Here is a 16,513-nt window from a genome sequence, read left to right as displayed (position 1 = left end):
ATGGAGGGGAAGATGGCACTTCAAGTCACGACGACGCGCAGCCGGATGATCGGCGCCGCCTCGGCACTGGCGATCGGGTTCGCGGCCGCGCCCGCGCTGGCGCAGGACCGGCCGGCCGACGAGAACGCACCGCGCGAGGCCGAGATCGTCGTGACCGCGCAGAAGCGCTCCGAACGCCTTCAGGACGTTCCGATCTCGATCACCGTGGTCAATCCCGAGCTGCTCGAAAGCACCAACGCGCGCAATTTCGCCGAGCTCCAGGGTGTGGTGCCGGGCGTCTTCTTCCACGGCAATTCCGGCGGCGGCCGCACCTATATCACCTTGCGCGGCGCGACGGGCCTCGCGCTCAACACCGGTGACGAGCCGGTCGCCGTCTATGTCGACGACATCTATATCGCGCGCGGCGTGACGGTCGGCATGTCCGACCTGCTCGACCTTGGCGGCATCGAGATCGTGCGCGGGCCGCAGGGCACCTTGCAGGGCCGCAACGCGACCGCCGGCGCGATCCTGATCCGCAGCGCCGATCCGACCGACGCGCTCAGCGGCTATGTCAACGCCAGCATCGCCGACCCCATGGAATTCCGCGCGCAGGGCGCGGTATCGGGCGCGCTTGGCGGTGGCTTCGCCGCCCGCCTTGCGGCCGGATATGTCAATGATCGCGGCTGGGCCTATAATCCCGTCACAGACAAGCATATCGGCGGAGCGGAAAGCGTGCAGTCGCGCCTTGTCCTCACCTATGAATCCGGCGATTTCGATGCGCGCATCGTCGGCGACTATAGCTGGACCAACAACCAGCCCGCGATCTTCCGCTACGCCAACACCAATTTCAGCACCTTGCCGACAGGCGCGCTGGTGCCGGCGGGCACCGCGACACCGAATGCCCCCCTGCTGCCCGCCGATCGCAAGGCGATCTTCAAGGACGACATCATCGCGCTCGATCCGGGCACCGATACGACGGTGCGCACCGGCGGGTTCTCGGCGAAGCTGCAATATTCGTTCGGCGGCGTGGACCTCGTCTCGGTCACCGGCTGGCGCCGCGCGCTGGTCGAAGGGACCAACGATTCCGACGGGCTCGCCACCGCGCGCATGGGCTATAACCACAACGACGCGCGCAGCAGCCAGTTCAGCCAGGAACTCCGCCTGCAATCGTCCGACAAGCAGCGCCTCTCGTGGATACTCGGCCTGTATTTCTTCGACGAGAACCAGTTCTACGACGACGATATCTACAATCTGCGCTTCTCGCTGCCGACCAATACCGTCACCAAATATCGCGGCGATCTCGACACCACATCCTATGCCGCCTTTGCCGACGCCACCTTCCGCGTGACCGAGCAACTCTCGATCATCGGCGGCATCCGCTACACGCACGACAAGAAGACGCTCGATGCGATCATCCAGCCGACCAATCTCGACACCAAGGTGACGACCACGACGATCTATGCGCCGCCCAGCGAGACGTGGACCGACACATCCTATCGCGCGAAGCTCGTGTACCAGCCCTCGCGCGACCTGATGTTCTTCGCCGGCTATGGCCGTGGCTTCCGCGCCGGCGGCTACAACCCGTTCGCGGTGCAGCCGTCCTACCAACCGGAAGTCAACAAGAGCTGGGAGGTAGGCGCCAAGGGCAGCCTGCTCGACCGGGCGCTCAACTTCTCCTTCGCGGCCTTCCTGTCGGACTATTCGAACCTTCAGCTTCGCGCGGGCGTGCCGACCGGCGGCGCGATCATCACCAACGCGGCGGAAGCACGAATCAAGGGCATCGAACTGGAACTGGTCGCCCGCCCCGGCCCGATGACGCGGCTGACCGGCAATCTTGCCTATACCGACGCCAAGTTCACCAGCTTCCCGACGGCGCGCGACACGCTCGATCGCCCGGTCGACGCGACGGGCAACAAGCTGCCGCGCACGCCCGACTGGCAGTTCTTCGTGCAGGCCGAACAGGATTTCGCGCTGGGCGGGGACCTGATGCTGACCGCCGAGGCCAATTATCGCTGGCGCGACCGCATCTATTTCTTCTTCACCGACCAGACCGCGCAGCCATGGCAGGATCCGGCCAATGGCGAGATCGGCGCACGGCTGACGGTGAAACCGAACGACGAACGCTGGTCATTCTCGATCTTCGGGACCAATCTGGCCAATGCCCGCATCATCAACACGGCGGCGGTGACGTTCAGTTACCCGCAAGTGGGCCTGAACAAGCCGCGCGTGATCGGCGCATCGGCCGCCTTCAAATTCTGACGGCGCGAGAAAGGAGAACAGGATGGCGGGGTCGCAGGAATTCCGGCAGCATTGGCGTACGCTGGCGGGATGCACCATCGCCGCTTCGATCGGCACGATCGGCCTGCACGCCTATACCAGCGGCGCGTTCGTCCATGCGCTGACCACCGATGCCGGCTTCACGCGCGACCAGATGTCGCTCGCGACGCTAATCCTGTCGGCCAGCGTCGCGATCTGCGCGCCCTTCGCCGGCGTGCTGATGGATCGTTATGGCGCGCTGCGCATCGTCTCGATCGCGGTGATCGGCGAAGCCCTGGCCTTCGCGCTGCTCGGGCTGATCCCCGCCGATTTCGGCTTCTATGCCGCCGGCATATTGCTGCTCGCGATATTGGGCGTCGGCACCACGCCGCCCGGCTTCGCGCGCATGGTGACGACGCGGTTCGACCGATCGCGCGGCCTGGCGCTGGGGCTGATGATCAGCGGGCTGGGCATCATGGCGATCACCGGCCCGATCTGGGCGACCTGGGTGATCGACCAGTTCGGCTGGCGTGGCGGCTATCTGGTGATGGCCGGGCTGGTGCTGCTGCTCGGGGGGGCCGGCGTGCTGCTGATCCGCAGCGACGGCGCCGCACATGGCGAGAGTGCGCGTTCTTCGCTCAAGACCGGAAACTTCTCCGCGCTGCGCCGTCCGCTGTTCTGGATGATGCTGCTCGGTTTCCTCGCCCCCGCCTTCTTCAGCGGCGGCTACCTCCTCCACATGATCACGCTCCTGCGCGAGCGCGGCTTCTCGCCCGAGGGCGCAGCCCAGATCCAGTCGCTGATCGGCGTCGCGGTGTTGGTTGGGCGCATGGGATCGGGCTGGGCGCTCGATCATTTCCCGCCGCAATGGGTGGCGGCGGTCGCCTTCATGATCTCCGGCCTCAGTTGCGTGCTGCTGCTCCAGTCCGATCCGATCCTGGTCGGCATCGCCGCGCTCGGCATCGGGCTCACCATCGGCGCGGAGCTCGACATCATGGCCTATTTCATCTCGCGCTATTTCGGGCTGGAGAGTTTCGGCCGGCTCTATGCGCTGGCCTATGCCTGCCTGATCACTTCAGCCGGGGCGAGCCCCGTCCTGATCAGCAAGGTCGCGGGTATGGGCGGCGGCTATGCGACGGCGCTAATCGTCTCCACCGTCGGCACGGTGGCCGGCGCGGTGATCCTGATGACATTGCCCAATCCGACACGCATCGAGCGCGACGACGCCGCGCCCGATGACCCGGTTGCCGCGCGTGCCTGAACCGATGGCGCTGCTCGCTGGACGGATAGCCCTCGTCACCGGCGCGGCATCCGGCATCGGGGCCGCGACGGCGGCGCTGTTCGAGGCCGAGGGGGCGACGGTCCGGCGCGGCGATCTGCCCGGAGCCGCCGAACTCGCACTGGATGTGACCGACCCAGCCGCCTGGGATGCGGCATTCGGCACGATCGGCCGCGAGAATGGCGGGCTCGACATCCTCATCAACGCGGCGGGCATCGCATCGGCGGGCGCCGGCGACAGGCCCGGCGTCGAAACGGTTTCGCTCGATCACTGGCGCCGCGTCTTCGCCGTCAATGTCGAGGGCACATTGCTCGGCTGCCAGGCGGCGTTGCGCCATATGGGCCGTGATCGACCGGGCGCGATCGTCAACATCGCGTCGAGCGCGGCTGAGGCCCCGAGCCCCGCACTCGGCGCCTATGGCGCGTCCAAGGCGGCGGTGGCGCAACTGACGAGGAGCGTCGCGGCCGCCGCCGCCCTCTCCAGCATCCGGCTGCGCTGTAATTGCGTGATGCCCGGCATGGCGGAAACGCCGATGACCGCCGGCATGGCGCCCGCCTATCGCCAGGCCTGGATCGAGCAGATTCCCGAAGGCCGCTTCGCCCAACCGGGCGAGATCGCACACACGATCCTGTTCCTGGCAAGCGGCATGTCTTCCTATGTCAACGGCGCGGCGCTGCCCGTCGACGGGGGATTGCTCAGTCGCCCGATCGTGGGGCTCCGGCGCGGCGATCAGGCCGGCTGAGCCTCCGCCACCCGCGCGCCCTGTTCCGCGAACCAAGGGATCATGCGCGCGATCGCATCCTCGACGCGATCGGTGGAAACCGCGAAGCTGAAGCGCATGAAGCGGTTGCCTTCTACGGGATCGAAATCGACGCCCGGCGCGGTCGCGACCCCCGTGTCCTCCAGCAGCTTCGTGCAGAAGGCCAGGCTGTCGTCGGTCAGGTGGCCGATATCGGCATAGATGTAGAAGGCGCCGTCGGGCGGCGCGATGCTGGTAAGGCCGAGCGCGGGCAGCGCCGCGAGCATCAGGTCGCGATTGCGGCGATAGGTCTCGATATGCCCTTCCAGCTCGTCGCGGCAATCGAAGGCGGCAAGCCCGGCATGCTGGCTGAGCGAGGGCGGCGTCAGGAACAGGTTGCTCATCCGCGCGCGCGCCGCCGCGATCAGCGCGGGCGGCACCACCAGCCATCCGAGCCGCCAGCCGGCCATGCTGAAATATTTGGAGAAGCTGTTGACGATCAGCGCCTCGGGCTCGTCCTGCAGCATCGAGCGCGCCTGGCCGACATAAGTGAGCCCGTGATAGATCTCGTCGGAGATGATGCGGATGCCGCGCGCGCGGCAGACCTCGACGATCGCGCGCATCTCGTCCTCGGGGATGATCGTGCCGGTCGGATTGGCCGGGCTCGCGACGATCACGCCGTCGGGCGCGGGTTCGATCGCGGCGATGGCGGCGGCGGAGAGCTGGAAACGCTCTTCCGCGCCGCAGGAAATCTCCAGCGGCACCATGTGCATCGCCTTCAGCGTGTTACGATAGGCGACATAGCCGGGCCGGGCGAGCGCGACCCGCGCACCGGGCGCGAAGGCGCAGCTCAGCGCCAGCACGAAGGCAGGCGACGCGCCGCAGGTGAGGATCAACTGCGCGGGATCGATGGTGACGCCATAGGTTTCGAGATAATGGCGCGCGATCCGTTCCTTGAGCGCCGGATTCTCCCAATAGCCCATGCCGTCGGTATCGAGCACATGATGCGCGACCGCGATCGCCTTGGCCGGCGCGCCGGTGGAGGGCTGGCCGAATTCCATATGGATCACCGAACGCCCCTCCGCGATCATGCGGTGCGCGAGCGTGCTGATCGTCATGGCGTGGAACGGATCGATCTGGGCGGTCATGCGGTCAGTCCTGCAAGAATATGTGGTCAGATACCGCCATCGACGGGCTCGCGCCCCAGCGCGGCCAGCGCGACGGTCAAGGCGCCGGCACAGGCGGCCAGCGAAGCGGGATCGGTCGAACGGATCACGAAATTGGATCCGGTGCGCCCTTCCCGGAAAAAAGGATAGCTGCCGATCTGGCAACCGGGATGCGCACGCTCCGTCGCGCCCAGCATGTCGGCGATCTCGCTTTCGGCGACCCAGCACCCGACGACATGCGACAATAGCGGGCGGCCACCTTCGATCGTGCCGGTCAGCGCGTCGAGCATGCCGGCGGTAATGGCGGGCACGCCGGCCATGATGAAGATATTGCCGACCCGGATGCCCGGCGCGCCCGAGGTGCGATTCTCGATCAGATCGGCGCCGTCGGGCACGCGCGCCATGCGCAGGCGCGCATCGGTCAGCCCGCCGCGCGTTTCGTAATAGGCCTCCAGCGCGGCGCGGGCGCGCGGGTGGATGACCACGCCGACCCCGAGCGCGGCGGCGATCGCATCGACGGTGATGTCGTCATGCGTCGGCCCGATCCCGCCGGTGGTGAACAGATAATCGTTGCGGGCGCGCAGTTGATTCACCGCCTCGACGATCGCATCCTCGCGATCGGCGACGACGCGCACTTCCGCCAGGCGGATGCCCTGGAGATTGAGCCATAGCCCGATCTGCGCGACATTCTTGTCCTGCGTGCGGCCGGAAAGGATCTCGTCCCCGATCACGCACAGCCCCGCGGTCCAGATCCGTTCGTCGCTCATGGCCTTGCCCTTAGAGCCTGATCGGCTTGCACGAAAGAGCTACCAGAGCAGTCGACAGCCAAATTCCGCGAGCGCCGGATCGCGACTGACGACCGCCATACCTTCGATATGCGCCTGTGCGGCGATCATGCGATCGAACGGATCGCGATGCGGTTGCGGAAAGCTGCCGGCACCGATCGCGTGTTTCTCACTGATCGGAAGATGGTGAAAGCCGTTGGCGACCATCAACGCATCATATTGGCCGATCGCCTCTTCATATCCAGGCAATTTGCCCAATCTGAATTTGGTTGCCACCTCCCACGCGCTCGCCGCGCTCACGAAAATCTCATTGCCGGCATCCTCGATTACGGCGCGCGCGCTTGGCGGCAACGCCGGATCGTCGGACCACCACCAGAGTATGGCATGGGTATCGAGCAGGAGCTTCATCGCCCCTCCCAGGCATCGAGTTCTTCATCCGGCAAAGGATCGAAAAAGGCGCCGGCAGGGATAGTGAGATTCAGCCCGCCTGGCTTGCGCACGATCGGCTTGCCCTCGATCGGAACGAGGCGTGCATAAGGCTTGCCTGCCTTTGCCAGAACGATTTCCTGTCCGGCGCGAACCATGTCGAGCAATCGCGACAAATGCGTTTTCGCCTCATGGACATTCACGATCATAACCATTCATCCATTGAACTAAGTCACCGGACTAAGTTAATTCAACCCGATCGGGGATACAACCGTCTTCGTTGTTTTCGAGCGGCTGGCGCGCTATATCTCCCCCATGACCGAATATGTGATGGCCGAGGATCTCGGCACGCTCTCGCGCAACGGAGCGATCAAGCTGCATGGCCCGGCGGGCTTCGAAGGCATGCGCAAGGCGGGCCGGCTCGCCGCGGAAATCCTCGACGCGCTGGTGCCGCATGTCGTGCCCGGCGTCACCACCGGCGAGATCGACGATATCGTGCGCGAACATACGCTGCGCGGCGGCGGCATTCCCGCGACGCTCAATTATCGTGGCTATACGCATAGCTGCTGCACATCGATCAACCATGTGATCTGCCATGGCATTCCGGGAGACCGGGCGCTGCGCGACGGCGATATCGTCAATATCGACGTGACCCCGATCGTCGACGGCTGGCATGGCGACACGAGCCGCATGTTCCTGGTCGGCGACGTGCCGATCAAGGCAAAGCGGCTTGTCGACGTCACCTATGAATGCCTGATGCTGGGAATCGACCAGGCCAGGCCGGGCAACCGGATGGGCGACATCGCGCATGTCATCCAGAGCCATGCCGAGAAATACCGCTATGGCGTGGTCCGCGATTTCTGCGGCCACGGCGTGGGCCAGCTGTTCCACGACGCGCCCGAGGTGGTCCATGCCGGCCGCCCCGGCACCGGCCCCGAATTGCGCCCCGGCATGTTCTTCACGATCGAGCCGATGATCAATATCGGCAAGCCCTCGGTGAAGATGCTCGACGATGGCTGGACGGCGGTGACGCGTGACAAGACACTGTCGGCGCAGTTCGAACATTCGATCGGTATCACCGAAACCGGCTGCGAGATCTTCACCGAAAGCCCGAAGGGGCTGCATCGCCCGCCCTATTGATCCATGCCGCCGCGCCGCGCCGCATTGGCCGCGTCATGCGCCATGCGGATCGGCAGCGGCAGGCGGCGGCCGTCACTCAACCGCAACACCCAGTCGATCGCGGTATCGAGCGAAACGCGGTGGCCGGTGCTGACATAGATGGGCAGCGCCCTTGCCCGCATGCGCAACGCCATGCCCACCACCTCGCCACGATCGACCAGCGGCGCCCGGTTGCCAGGTGCCTCACCCAGCTCGCCCTCCACGCGGCCGCACAGGATCGTCTTGGCGCAACCGATCGTCGGCACGTCGAGCAGCACGCCCAGATGCGTCGCGATGCCGCAGCGGCGCGGATGCGATATGCCGTGACCATCGACCAGCACCAGATCGGGCTTGTCCGGCAGCCGTTCCCATGCCGCGATCAGCGCGGGGCATTCGCGAAAGCCGAGATAGCCGGGAACATAGGGGATATCGGGCACCAGCGTGGCGCAGGCCGGCGCGATGGGATCGGCAGGCGGCCAGGCCATGGGCGCGACCGCGGCATGGATCGGGCCGCGGCTGTCGCGCCATTTCATCGACGTATCAACACCGGCGATGCGCCGGATCGGGCCGATCCGGTCAACACGCTCCGCCGCCGCCGCGATTTCGCGCTGCGCGACGGTCGCGGCGGGAATGCCTTCAGGGCTGATCCAATGGGCATGCATGTCGGAAAGATCGACGCACACGACACGATCCGCAAGCCCTGCCCAAAATTTGGGCAATATTGCAGACATGCTGCATATTGCAGCAGCGATTGTGCGGTGCGACATAGGCTATGCGGCCAAGGCGAGCGAATCGCCGATTGGCACGGTTATTGAAAGACGCGCGTTGCGTTCAGCATTGGGGAGGTCGGGGAGCGCCGATGAAGAAGATCGAAGCGATCATCAAGCCGTTCAAGCTCGATGAGGTGAAGGAAGCGCTTCACGAAGTCGGCGTGTCGGGCATCACCGTCACCGAGGCGAAGGGATTCGGGCGCCAGAAAGGGCACACCGAACTTTATCGCGGGGCGGAATATGTCGTCGATTTCCTGCCCAAGGTGAAGCTGGAGGTCGTCGTCGAGGATTCGCTGGCCGATCGTGTGGTCGAAGCCATCGCATCCGCCGCCCAGACGGGCCGGATCGGCGACGGCAAGATCTTCGTGATCCCGGTCGAGACCGCGCTGCGCATCCGGACCGGCGAACGGGACGGCGACGCAATCTGATCAATGCCGAACGTCAAATGGGCTACCGGCGCCGTGCCGGCCCCGACATGCTTTGCAGGAAGGTGATTAAGGACATGGCCAACGACGCCGCGACGATTTTGAAGATGGTGAAGGATCAGGAGATCGAATGGATCGACCTGCGCTTCACGGACCCCAAGGGCAAGTGGCAGCACCTGACCATGGTCGCCGGCGCGATCGGCGAGGACGAACTGACCGACGGCCTGATGTTCGACGGATCGTCGATCGAAGGCTGGAAGGCGATCAACGAGTCGGACATGATCCTGAAGCCCGATCTCGACGCCGTCTATGTCGATCCCTTCTCGGCCACGCCGATGCTGATCCTGTTCTGTGACGTCGTCGAGCCGGGCACAGGCGAGCTCTATACGCGCGATCCGCGTTCGACCGCCAAGCGCGCCGAAGCCTATGTGAAGTCGATCGGGATCGGCGATACCGTCTATGTCGGCCCCGAGGCCGAATTCTTCATGTTCGACGACGTTCGTTTCGAGAATGGCTACAACACCAGCTATTACAAGATCGACGACATCGAGCTGCCGACCAACAGCGGCACCAAGTACGAGGCCGGCAACCTGGCCCATCGCCCGCGCGCCAAGGGCGGCTATTTCCCCGTCGCGCCGGTGGACTCGGCGGTCGACATCCGCGGCGAGATGGTTTCGACCATGCTTGAGATGGGCCTGCCCTGCGACAAGCACCACCATGAAGTGGCGGCGGCGCAGCACGAGTTGGGCCTGACCTTCGGCACGCTGGTCACCACGGCCGACCGCATGCAGATCTACAAGTACGTCGTCCACATGGTCGCCAATGCCTATGGCAAGACCGCGACGTTCATGCCGAAGCCGATCAAGGAAGACAACGGATCGGGGATGCACACCCACATCTCGATCTGGGAAAAGGGCAAGCCCCTGTTCGCGGGCGACGGCTATGCCGGCCTCAGCGACATGTGCCTGTACTTCATCGGCGGCGTCATCAAGCACGCCAAGGCGCTCAACGCCTTCACCAACCCGACCACCAACAGCTACAAGCGCCTGGTGCCCGGTTATGAGGCGCCTGTGCTGCTCGCCTATTCGAGCCGCAACCGCTCCGCCTCGTGCCGCATCCCCTACGGCACCGGCAGCAAGGCGAAGCGCGTCGAATTCCGTTTCCCCGACGCGCTGGCCAATCCGTATCTCTGCTATGCGGCGCTGCTGATGGCCGGCCTGGACGGCATCCAGAACAAGATCCACCCGGGCGATCCGATGGACAAGAATCTGTACGACCTGCCGCCCGAGGAACTGGCCGAAGTGCCCACCGTCTGCGCGTCTCTGCGCGAGGCGCTGGAGTCGCTGAGCGCGGACATGGACTTCCTGCTGAAGGGCGACGTGTTCACCAGGGACCAGATCGAGGCCTATATCGAGCTTAAGTACGAGGACGTCGCCCGCTGGGAGATGACCCCGAGCCCGGTCGAATACGACATGTACTATAGCGGCTGACGCTTTCCGTAGCGTCAAGCTGAAAAGACCCCGGAAGCCACGCGCTTCCGGGGTTTTCTTTTGCCCGTCGAAGCGCCATCTCATGCCGGAACCCGGAAACGCGCGGCGAAAGGACGAGGCATGCAGAGCTATCTCAACCAGTATATCGACGGGAAATGGGTCGCGAGCGAAGGCGGCACGCGCCATCTGGTGATCGATCCGGCCACCGAGGAACCCTGCACCGAGATCACGCTGGGGAGCCGCGCGGACGTGGACAAGGCCGTGGCGGCCGCGCGCCGTGCCTTTGACGGATTCTCGCGCACCAGCGTCGACGAGCGCGTCGCTTTGCTTGAACGCATCCTGGCCGAATACAAGGCGCGCGCCGCCGACATCGCGCGCGCGATCGCGACCGAAATGGGTTGTCCGATCTCGATGGCGCAAACCGCGCAGGTCGGATCGGGCATCGGCCATTTCATGGCGGCGATCGCCGCGCTCAAGGCCTTCGAGTTCGAAGAGACGATCGGCGGCAACAAGGTGGTGCACGAACCGATCGGCGTGGTCGCGCTGATCACGCCGTGGAACTGGCCGATGAACCAGATCGCGGCCAAGGTCGCGCCCGCGCTGGCGGCCGGCAACACGATGATCCTGAAACCGTCTGAGGAAGCCCCCTCCTGCGCCGCGATCTTCGCCGAGGTGATGGACGCGGCAGGCGTGCCGGCAGGCGTGTTCAACCTGATCCAGGGCGACGGACCGACTGTCGGCACCGCGCTTTCCGAACATCCCGGCATCGACATGGTGAGCTTCACCGGATCGACACGCGCGGGCATCATGGTCGCCAAGGCGGCGGCCGACACCGTCAAGCGCGTGCACCAGGAACTGGGCGGAAAATCCCCCAACATCATCCTGGAAGGCGCGCCGCTCGACAAGGCCGTGCCCGCCGGCCTGATGAGCGTGATGCTCAATTCGGGGCAAAGCTGCATCGCGCCTGCGCGCATGCTCGTCCACAAATCCCAGCATGACGAGGCGGTGGAAGTGGCGAAGGCCGCGCTCGCCCGCACCGCGACCGGCGATCCGCAGGCGGAAGGCCGCCATATCGGGCCCGTCGTCAACAAGGCGCAGTTCGACAAGATCCAGGGCCTGATCCAGCAGGGATTGTCGGAGGGCGCGACCCTGGTCACCGGCGGCCCCGGCCGCCCCGACGGCGTCGAGCGCGGCTATTTCGTTCGCCCCACGCTGTTCGCCAATGTCAGCAACGACATGACGATCGCGCGCGAGGAGATTTTCGGCCCCGTCGTCACCATCATTCCCTATGAGGATGACGAGGACGCGATCCGCATCGCCAACGACACCAATTACGGCCTGTCCGCGGTCGTATCGGGCGATCCGGCCAAGGCCCGCGCCTTCGTCCCCCGCCTGCGCGCCGGCATGGTCTATGTGAACGCGGGCAATCCCGATCCCAATGTCGCGTTCGGCGGCTACAAACAGTCGGGCAACGGCCGCGAATACGGCAAGTTCGGCCTGGCCGAGTTCATGGAAATCAAGTCGGTGATCGGCGATCTCGGCTGAAACCATCGCGACTGGCGGCATCTCCGGATGCCGCCGGCGCTTCAGAAACCCAGCCTCGCCCCCAGCGAGAAATACCGTCCGACGACATCGTAGAAGGGTGAATAGAGCGAGCCGTTCGGCGCCTGTTTGTCGAAGACGTTGGTGACGCTGGCGTAGATTTCCATCTTCGTGTCCGGTCCGGCCGGGATATGCGCACGGGCCAGCAGATCGACATAATTATAGGCCGGGATACGGTTATTGAGCAGCTTCACCGTCGAATTGTAATTGCCCGACGAAATATGACGCAGGCGGAGCTGCCCGCCGAAATCGTCGCTGTCATAACCGATGCTCGCGTTCACCCGCCATCGCGGAACGCCGAAGCTGAACGAATTCCCCTGCGAACCGACATATTCGATCGCGCTGACGCCATCGTCGGTGGTCAGGCTGTCCACCCAGCTTGCCAGCAGCCGGAAACTGATCTCGCCTGGCAGGTTGGAGATCCGGTCGAGCTTCAGCCTCTGCAACAGTTCGGCATCGATCCCACGGGTCCGATATTGGGAAAGGTTCAGATAGGATGAGGTGGTGTAGAGGATATTGCCGTCAGCATCGCGCTCGACATGTCCGCACAACGCCTGATTGCCGTTGAAGCAACGGACGACCAGATCCTGCGCTGGCACCGTCGTGATGACATCGTCGATCCGGATGCGGTAATAATCCAGCGACAGGTGAAAACCAGGGATCGCCGGCGGCGCATAGACGAAACCGGCGGTCAGCGTGCTCGCGGTCTCCGGCTGAAGGTTTGGATTGCCGCCGCTATAGCTGAGCACATAGACGTTGACGCCCTTCAGCGGGTCTATGATCGTGTTGTAGCCGGTCTGGAGCTGGGTGTAGAGTTCGGCCAGATTGGCCGACCGGATATCGCGCGAACGCGTGAAACGGGCGCGGAATCCGGGAAAGAATTCGTTGGTGGCGCCAAGCTTCCATGACCAGATCGATCCGGTGGTGTCGTAATCCGACAGGCGCACCGCCGCGTTGAGCTCGAATCTCCGGAGGAGCGGCAGGTCGCGTGCCACCGGCACCAGGATTTCGCCGAACGCCTCCTTGACCGTGAAGCCACCCGCGATCGGGGCGAAATTGAAGGTCCGGAAGGCCTTGGCCAGATCGAGCGCGCCGACCGTCTGCCGGATCGCCTCCCGGCGCGCCTCGATGCCCGCCGCGATCGAAACCGGGCCGGCCCAGAGGCTGAACGGCTCCCCGCGCAGGCTGAAGCCGCCGACGTCAAGCCTGGTGGTCGCCCGCTGCATCGGCGTGCCCGTGACATAGGCGAGCGCCTCGGATGAGGGCGCGCCTTCGCCGAACAGATTGATCGGCACGCAGGCGCTGGACGGATCGGTGAGCGTGACCCGGCAGACCGGCCGGCCGGTCACCGGATCGCGCACCGCATCGACGGCCTGGTTGAAATTGGTGGCGAGGATGAAGCCCGGCGTGTCGATGTCATTGTGATATTCGCCACGGCTGTAATAGCCGCTCCAGCGCCAATGGCCGCCGATCTTCCCATCGAGCGCGATCGTCGCCTGTGTCGTCGAACGCGCGAAATCGATGCGGGGAAAGGGAAAGTCGGAATTGAACCGCCCCATGCGGAAGCTCGTTTCGCCCGCCGCGAGCAGTTGTGCGGCGATGGTGGGGGACAGAAACGCATTGTCGGCGGAGATGGTGATGTTGCCGCGATTGTGATCGCCGAACCAGATATAGTCGTTCCACATCCGCGAATGGCGCAGTTCAGCGGTTATCCTCAGGGCGTCGCTGACCGCGAAACTCAGGCGGCCGAGCGCGCTGTAACGGCGCTGGGGCGTCACGAGCGGGCTGAGATCGTCGTTCGACGGTCCCTCCCCGCCGACCATGTCGTTGCCGATCACGGTGCCGTAGCGAAAGTCGCGCAACGATCCGTCCGGGTTGAAGGCCTTGCCGGTGAGCACACCACTCAGGATCAGCCCGCCGTGCGCGGCGTTCGCGAAGCCCACGTCTGGCGTGAGCATGAAATTGCCGTTCCCCGCCGCCACCGTCGACCAGCGCCCCACCGTCGGGCGCGACGCCTTCGGGACGACGCCCTGATTGTCCAGATATTCGGCGCCCACTGTGAGATGGCCGCGTCCATCCGCGAAGCCGCTCCCGAACGCCCCTTCGAAACGATGTTCGGCGGCGTCGCTGCGTGAGGATATGCCCGCCTGTCCGCCCAGCCTGAGCCCGTCCAGATCCTCGTCGAGGACGATGTTGACGACGCCCGCCACCGCGCCCGAACCCCAGGCGGCGGACGCGCCGCCCGTGACGATGTCGACCGACTTGATCAGCACCGTCGGCACGGTGTTGAGATCATTCTCGCTCGAGAAGCGCCGCCCGTCGAGCAGCACCAGGGTGCGGTTGATCCCGAGGCCGCGCAGATCGACCGGCGCCGCACCCGCGCTGGTGTTGGTGCCCGATGTCTGCGGAGAGATCGTGCCCCGGAACTGCGGCAGATCGTTGAGCGCGGCGGCGACGTTCGGCCGGGCGCCGATGTCCAGGTTCGCCCTGGTCATATGCAGGGTGGGGGTGGGCGCTTCGAAGCCCGGCGTATCGATGCGCGAGCCGGTGACGATGATCGGCGCGGCCTCGTAGAGTTCGGTCGACGCCGGCGTATCCACCGGCCCCTCCTCACCGCCGGATATGTCGGCGCGCTGGGAGATGACATAAGAGCCGCCGGCTGTGACGCTGAACGCCAGCCCCGAGTCCTTGAGCAGCCGGCGCAACGCCTCCGCGACGCTGTAGCTCCCCTTGAGCGGTGGGGCGATACGGCCCTTCGCGGCCCTGGGCGTGAAGATGATGTTCGAACGCGTGACGGTGCCGACCGTCTCGAGCGACTGGGGAAGCGCCTGGCGCGGCAGCGAGAACGGGAATTTGGGGGCAGCCTCGGCGGTGACGGCGGATGCCGCGAAACAGGCGACAGCGGACGGCCAGATCAACCTGCCTCCCCTGCTCACCCATTCACCTCCCGTCCCATGGCTCCGCCCGATCTGTGCGGCAGCGCATCGCAACAGCCGTCGCTATCCCGAGACAGGTTCAGAGCGTCAAAAGCAAGAGCTCCCCGTCACGTTGCACCCGCAAACCGTGAAGCTGCGCGACGGCCGCCGCGAATTCCGCCGCTTCATCGGTCGCGAAGACGCCCGAGACCGGGAGGCCGGCAAGCCGCGCATCGTTCACCACCACGCGCTGCTGGCCATAGCGGTTCACCTCCGCCACCGCCTCGGACAAGGGGGTATCACGGAACAGGATCTCGCCACGGCGCCACGCGGTGACCGCATCGAGCGCCGGCCGGTCCAGCACCGGCGTCGCCTGCGCCACGGCCGACACACGCTCGCCTGGAGACAGGACCGCGAGCGATTGCGGACGCGTGCCCGTGCGCGTGACCTCGACCTTGCCGCGCAACAAGGTGACGCGCACGCGATCTCCATCGCGCCGGACGACGAAGCTTGTGCCGAGCGCCCGGATCCGTTCGTCGCCCGCCACCACGACGAAGGGGCGCTGCGCATCATGCGCCACATCGAACAAGACTTCGCCCCGTTCGAGCGAAACCTGCCGCGTTTCCCGATCGAAGCGCACCGTCACCTGGCTGTCGGTATTGAGCGCGATGCGGCTGCCATCGTCGAGTGTCGCGCTGCGCTGCTCGCCGGTGCGCGTATCGAAGACCGGGGCTTGGTTCAGATACACCGTCATCGCGCCGATCACGACGACCGCGAGCAGCGACGCGGCGATCGCCAACGGCATGAAACGTCGCGGCGCACGCGCACGCGTATCGGCAACGGCGACCGCGCCCGGCAGCAATTCCCACAATTCTGTCGCGCGTTCGAACGCCTCCTGATGCGCGGGATCGCCGCGCAGCCAGTCCTGAAGCGGTGCTTCCGCCCTGGCGCCGTCGGGTCCGTGCAGCCTGGCAAGCCAGGCCGATGCCTCCGCGTTCAACCGGGCGCGCTCATCCTTCGAGCGGATCACCATTTTTCCATCCAGTTCATCATCTCCAGCGTCGCGCGCGCTACCTGCTTCTCGACGGCGGGGACCGACATCCCTTCTTCCGCGGCGATCGTCGCATAGCTCGCGCCATCGAGCCGTCTTCGCAAGAGAATACGGCGCGTGCGCTCGGGTAGCCGTTCCAGGCCGGCGGCGGCATGTTTCAGCCGCGCCTGCGATTGCAGCACCTGTTCCGGATCGGGCGCGGCATCCGCGATGCTGAAGACATTGGCGGCCGCGAAGGGCGCGCGGCGTTCGCGACGTCCCTCGTCGATCGACAGATTCACCGCCACCTTGACCAGCATCGCCTCCTGCGATCGCACCGCATGTTTCTTTTCATAGCGCTCGACCTTCAGAAACGCCTCCTGCACCAGATCATCGGCATCCTGCTCCGCGACGCCGCGACGTCGCAAAGTAGCCCGGACATGTCGCAGCATTTCGCTCAGTTGGCTCATCGCGCTCCCTACTCACCCCCTAG

General features: G+C 65.4%; 15 protein-coding genes. 7 read left to right on the top strand and 8 right to left on the bottom strand.

Annotation, left to right across the window (positions count from 1 at the left end):
• Positions 1-12 precede the first annotated feature (12 nt).
• From ACODTA_RS09865 to ACODTA_RS09855, 3 genes are read left to right on the top strand one after another with little or no spacing between them, the layout of a single operon-like run.
• Positions 13-2,238 (top strand): TonB-dependent receptor, encoded by a 2,226-nt coding sequence (locus ACODTA_RS09865; RefSeq protein ID WP_489065733.1) that lies wholly within the window; start codon positions 13-15, stop codon positions 2,236-2,238.
• Positions 2,239-2,260: 22 nt separating this feature from the next.
• On the top strand, positions 2,261-3,496 hold the full coding sequence (locus ACODTA_RS09860) for an MFS transporter (protein WP_489065732.1): 1,236 nt from the start codon (positions 2,261-2,263) through the stop codon (positions 3,494-3,496).
• Positions 3,471-4,256: an SDR family NAD(P)-dependent oxidoreductase gene (locus tag ACODTA_RS09855; protein ID WP_489065731.1), complete on the top strand. Its 786-nt coding sequence runs from the start codon at positions 3,471-3,473 to the stop codon at positions 4,254-4,256. The genes ACODTA_RS09860 and ACODTA_RS09855 overlap by 26 nt, the downstream gene beginning before the upstream one ends.
• Here the strand turns inward: ACODTA_RS09855 and ACODTA_RS09850 are convergent.
• The 4 genes from ACODTA_RS09850 to ACODTA_RS09835 are packed head-to-tail and all read right to left on the bottom strand — an operon-like array spanning position 4,244 to position 6,845.
• A complete protein-coding gene (locus tag ACODTA_RS09850; RefSeq protein ID WP_489065730.1) occupies positions 4,244-5,401 on the bottom strand; it encodes an aminotransferase class I/II-fold pyridoxal phosphate-dependent enzyme in 1,158 nt (385 codons plus the stop codon). The two genes, ACODTA_RS09855 and ACODTA_RS09850, sit on opposite strands and share 13 nt — an antisense overlap.
• A 26-nt stretch (positions 5,402-5,427) precedes the next feature.
• A complete protein-coding gene (locus ACODTA_RS09845) occupies positions 5,428-6,186 on the bottom strand; it encodes a competence/damage-inducible protein A (protein ID WP_489065729.1) in 759 nt (252 codons plus the stop codon).
• Positions 6,187-6,225: 39 nt separating this feature from the next.
• Positions 6,226-6,612, bottom strand: coding sequence for a type II toxin-antitoxin system VapC family toxin (locus tag ACODTA_RS09840; protein WP_489065728.1), 387 nt, complete (start codon positions 6,610-6,612; stop codon positions 6,226-6,228).
• Positions 6,609-6,845, bottom strand: coding sequence for a type II toxin-antitoxin system Phd/YefM family antitoxin (locus tag ACODTA_RS09835; RefSeq protein ID WP_489065727.1), 237 nt, complete (start codon positions 6,843-6,845; stop codon positions 6,609-6,611). Before ACODTA_RS09835 ends, ACODTA_RS09840 begins: the two co-directional genes overlap by 4 nt.
• Before the next feature lie 100 nt (positions 6,846-6,945).
• On the opposite strand from ACODTA_RS09835, the gene map reads away from it, so the two are divergent.
• Positions 6,946-7,770 (top strand): type I methionyl aminopeptidase, encoded by an 825-nt coding sequence (map, locus tag ACODTA_RS09830; protein WP_489065726.1) that lies wholly within the window; start codon positions 6,946-6,948, stop codon positions 7,768-7,770.
• Here map and ACODTA_RS09825 read toward each other — a convergent pair.
• On the bottom strand, positions 7,764-8,450 hold the full coding sequence (locus ACODTA_RS09825; protein ID WP_489065725.1) for an endonuclease V: 687 nt from the start codon (positions 8,448-8,450) through the stop codon (positions 7,764-7,766). The two genes, map and ACODTA_RS09825, sit on opposite strands and share 7 nt — an antisense overlap.
• 197 nt (positions 8,451-8,647) lie before the next feature.
• Here ACODTA_RS09825 and ACODTA_RS09820 point away from each other — a divergent pair, with 197 nt between their 5' ends.
• From ACODTA_RS09820 to ACODTA_RS09810, 3 genes are all read left to right on the top strand, one after another.
• A complete protein-coding gene (locus tag ACODTA_RS09820; protein ID WP_222992875.1) occupies positions 8,648-8,986 on the top strand; it encodes a P-II family nitrogen regulator in 339 nt (112 codons plus the stop codon).
• Between the two features lie 74 nt (positions 8,987-9,060).
• Entirely contained in the window at positions 9,061-10,473 is a 1,413-nt protein-coding gene (glnA, locus tag ACODTA_RS09815; protein WP_489065724.1) for a type I glutamate--ammonia ligase, read from the top strand.
• Positions 10,474-10,593: 120 nt separating this feature from the next.
• Positions 10,594-12,018 (top strand): aldehyde dehydrogenase family protein, encoded by a 1,425-nt coding sequence (locus tag ACODTA_RS09810; protein ID WP_489065723.1) that lies wholly within the window; start codon positions 10,594-10,596, stop codon positions 12,016-12,018.
• A 41-nt stretch (positions 12,019-12,059) separates the two neighbouring features.
• Here ACODTA_RS09810 and ACODTA_RS09805 read toward each other — a convergent pair whose 3' ends face one another.
• The 3 genes from ACODTA_RS09805 to ACODTA_RS09795 all read right to left on the bottom strand — a co-directional run bounded on the left by ACODTA_RS09805 (position 12,060) and on the right by ACODTA_RS09795 (position 16,490).
• A complete protein-coding gene (locus ACODTA_RS09805) occupies positions 12,060-14,993 on the bottom strand; it encodes a TonB-dependent receptor (protein WP_489065722.1) in 2,934 nt (977 codons plus the stop codon).
• Between the two features lie 97 nt (positions 14,994-15,090).
• Entirely contained in the window at positions 15,091-16,023 is a 933-nt protein-coding gene (locus ACODTA_RS09800; RefSeq protein WP_489065721.1) for a FecR family protein, read from the bottom strand.
• Positions 16,017-16,490, bottom strand: coding sequence for an RNA polymerase sigma factor (locus tag ACODTA_RS09795; protein ID WP_489065720.1), 474 nt, complete (start codon positions 16,488-16,490; stop codon positions 16,017-16,019). Before ACODTA_RS09795 ends, ACODTA_RS09800 begins: the two co-directional genes overlap by 7 nt.
• Positions 16,491-16,513 lie beyond the last annotated feature (23 nt).

The organism is Sphingomonas sp. FG14 (assembly GCF_057809675.1).
The sequence above is the reverse complement of the archived record's forward strand: the minus strand, read 5'-3'. Positions and strand labels throughout refer to the sequence as shown.

What these genes read in the sequence shown, in the direction of transcription:
- ACODTA_RS09865 (WP_489065733.1), top strand. Translation starts at nt 13, where the DNA reads ATGGCACTTCAAGTCACGACGACGCGCAGCCGGATGATCGGCGCCGCC.
- ACODTA_RS09860 (WP_489065732.1), top strand. Translation starts at nt 2,261, where the DNA reads ATGGCGGGGTCGCAGGAATTCCGGCAGCATTGGCGTACGCTGGCGGGA.
- ACODTA_RS09855 (WP_489065731.1), top strand. Translation starts at nt 3,471, where the DNA reads ATGACCCGGTTGCCGCGCGTGCCTGAACCGATGGCGCTGCTCGCTGGA.
- ACODTA_RS09850 (WP_489065730.1), bottom strand. Translation starts at nt 5,401, where the DNA reads ATGACCGCCCAGATCGATCCGTTCCACGCCATGACGATCAGCACGCTC.
- ACODTA_RS09845 (WP_489065729.1), bottom strand. Translation starts at nt 6,186, where the DNA reads ATGAGCGACGAACGGATCTGGACCGCGGGGCTGTGCGTGATCGGGGAC.
- ACODTA_RS09840 (WP_489065728.1), bottom strand. Translation starts at nt 6,612, where the DNA reads ATGAAGCTCCTGCTCGATACCCATGCCATACTCTGGTGGTGGTCCGAC.
- ACODTA_RS09835 (WP_489065727.1), bottom strand. Translation starts at nt 6,845, where the DNA reads ATGGTTATGATCGTGAATGTCCATGAGGCGAAAACGCATTTGTCGCGA.
- map (WP_489065726.1), top strand. Translation starts at nt 6,946, where the DNA reads ATGACCGAATATGTGATGGCCGAGGATCTCGGCACGCTCTCGCGCAAC.
- ACODTA_RS09825 (WP_489065725.1), bottom strand. Translation starts at nt 8,450, where the DNA reads ATGCATGCCCATTGGATCAGCCCTGAAGGCATTCCCGCCGCGACCGTC.
- ACODTA_RS09820 (WP_222992875.1), top strand. Translation starts at nt 8,648, where the DNA reads ATGAAGAAGATCGAAGCGATCATCAAGCCGTTCAAGCTCGATGAGGTG.
- glnA (WP_489065724.1), top strand. Translation starts at nt 9,061, where the DNA reads ATGGCCAACGACGCCGCGACGATTTTGAAGATGGTGAAGGATCAGGAG.
- ACODTA_RS09810 (WP_489065723.1), top strand. Translation starts at nt 10,594, where the DNA reads ATGCAGAGCTATCTCAACCAGTATATCGACGGGAAATGGGTCGCGAGC.
- ACODTA_RS09800 (WP_489065721.1), bottom strand. Translation starts at nt 16,023, where the DNA reads ATGGTGATCCGCTCGAAGGATGAGCGCGCCCGGTTGAACGCGGAGGCA.
- ACODTA_RS09795 (WP_489065720.1), bottom strand. Translation starts at nt 16,490, where the DNA reads ATGAGCCAACTGAGCGAAATGCTGCGACATGTCCGGGCTACTTTGCGA.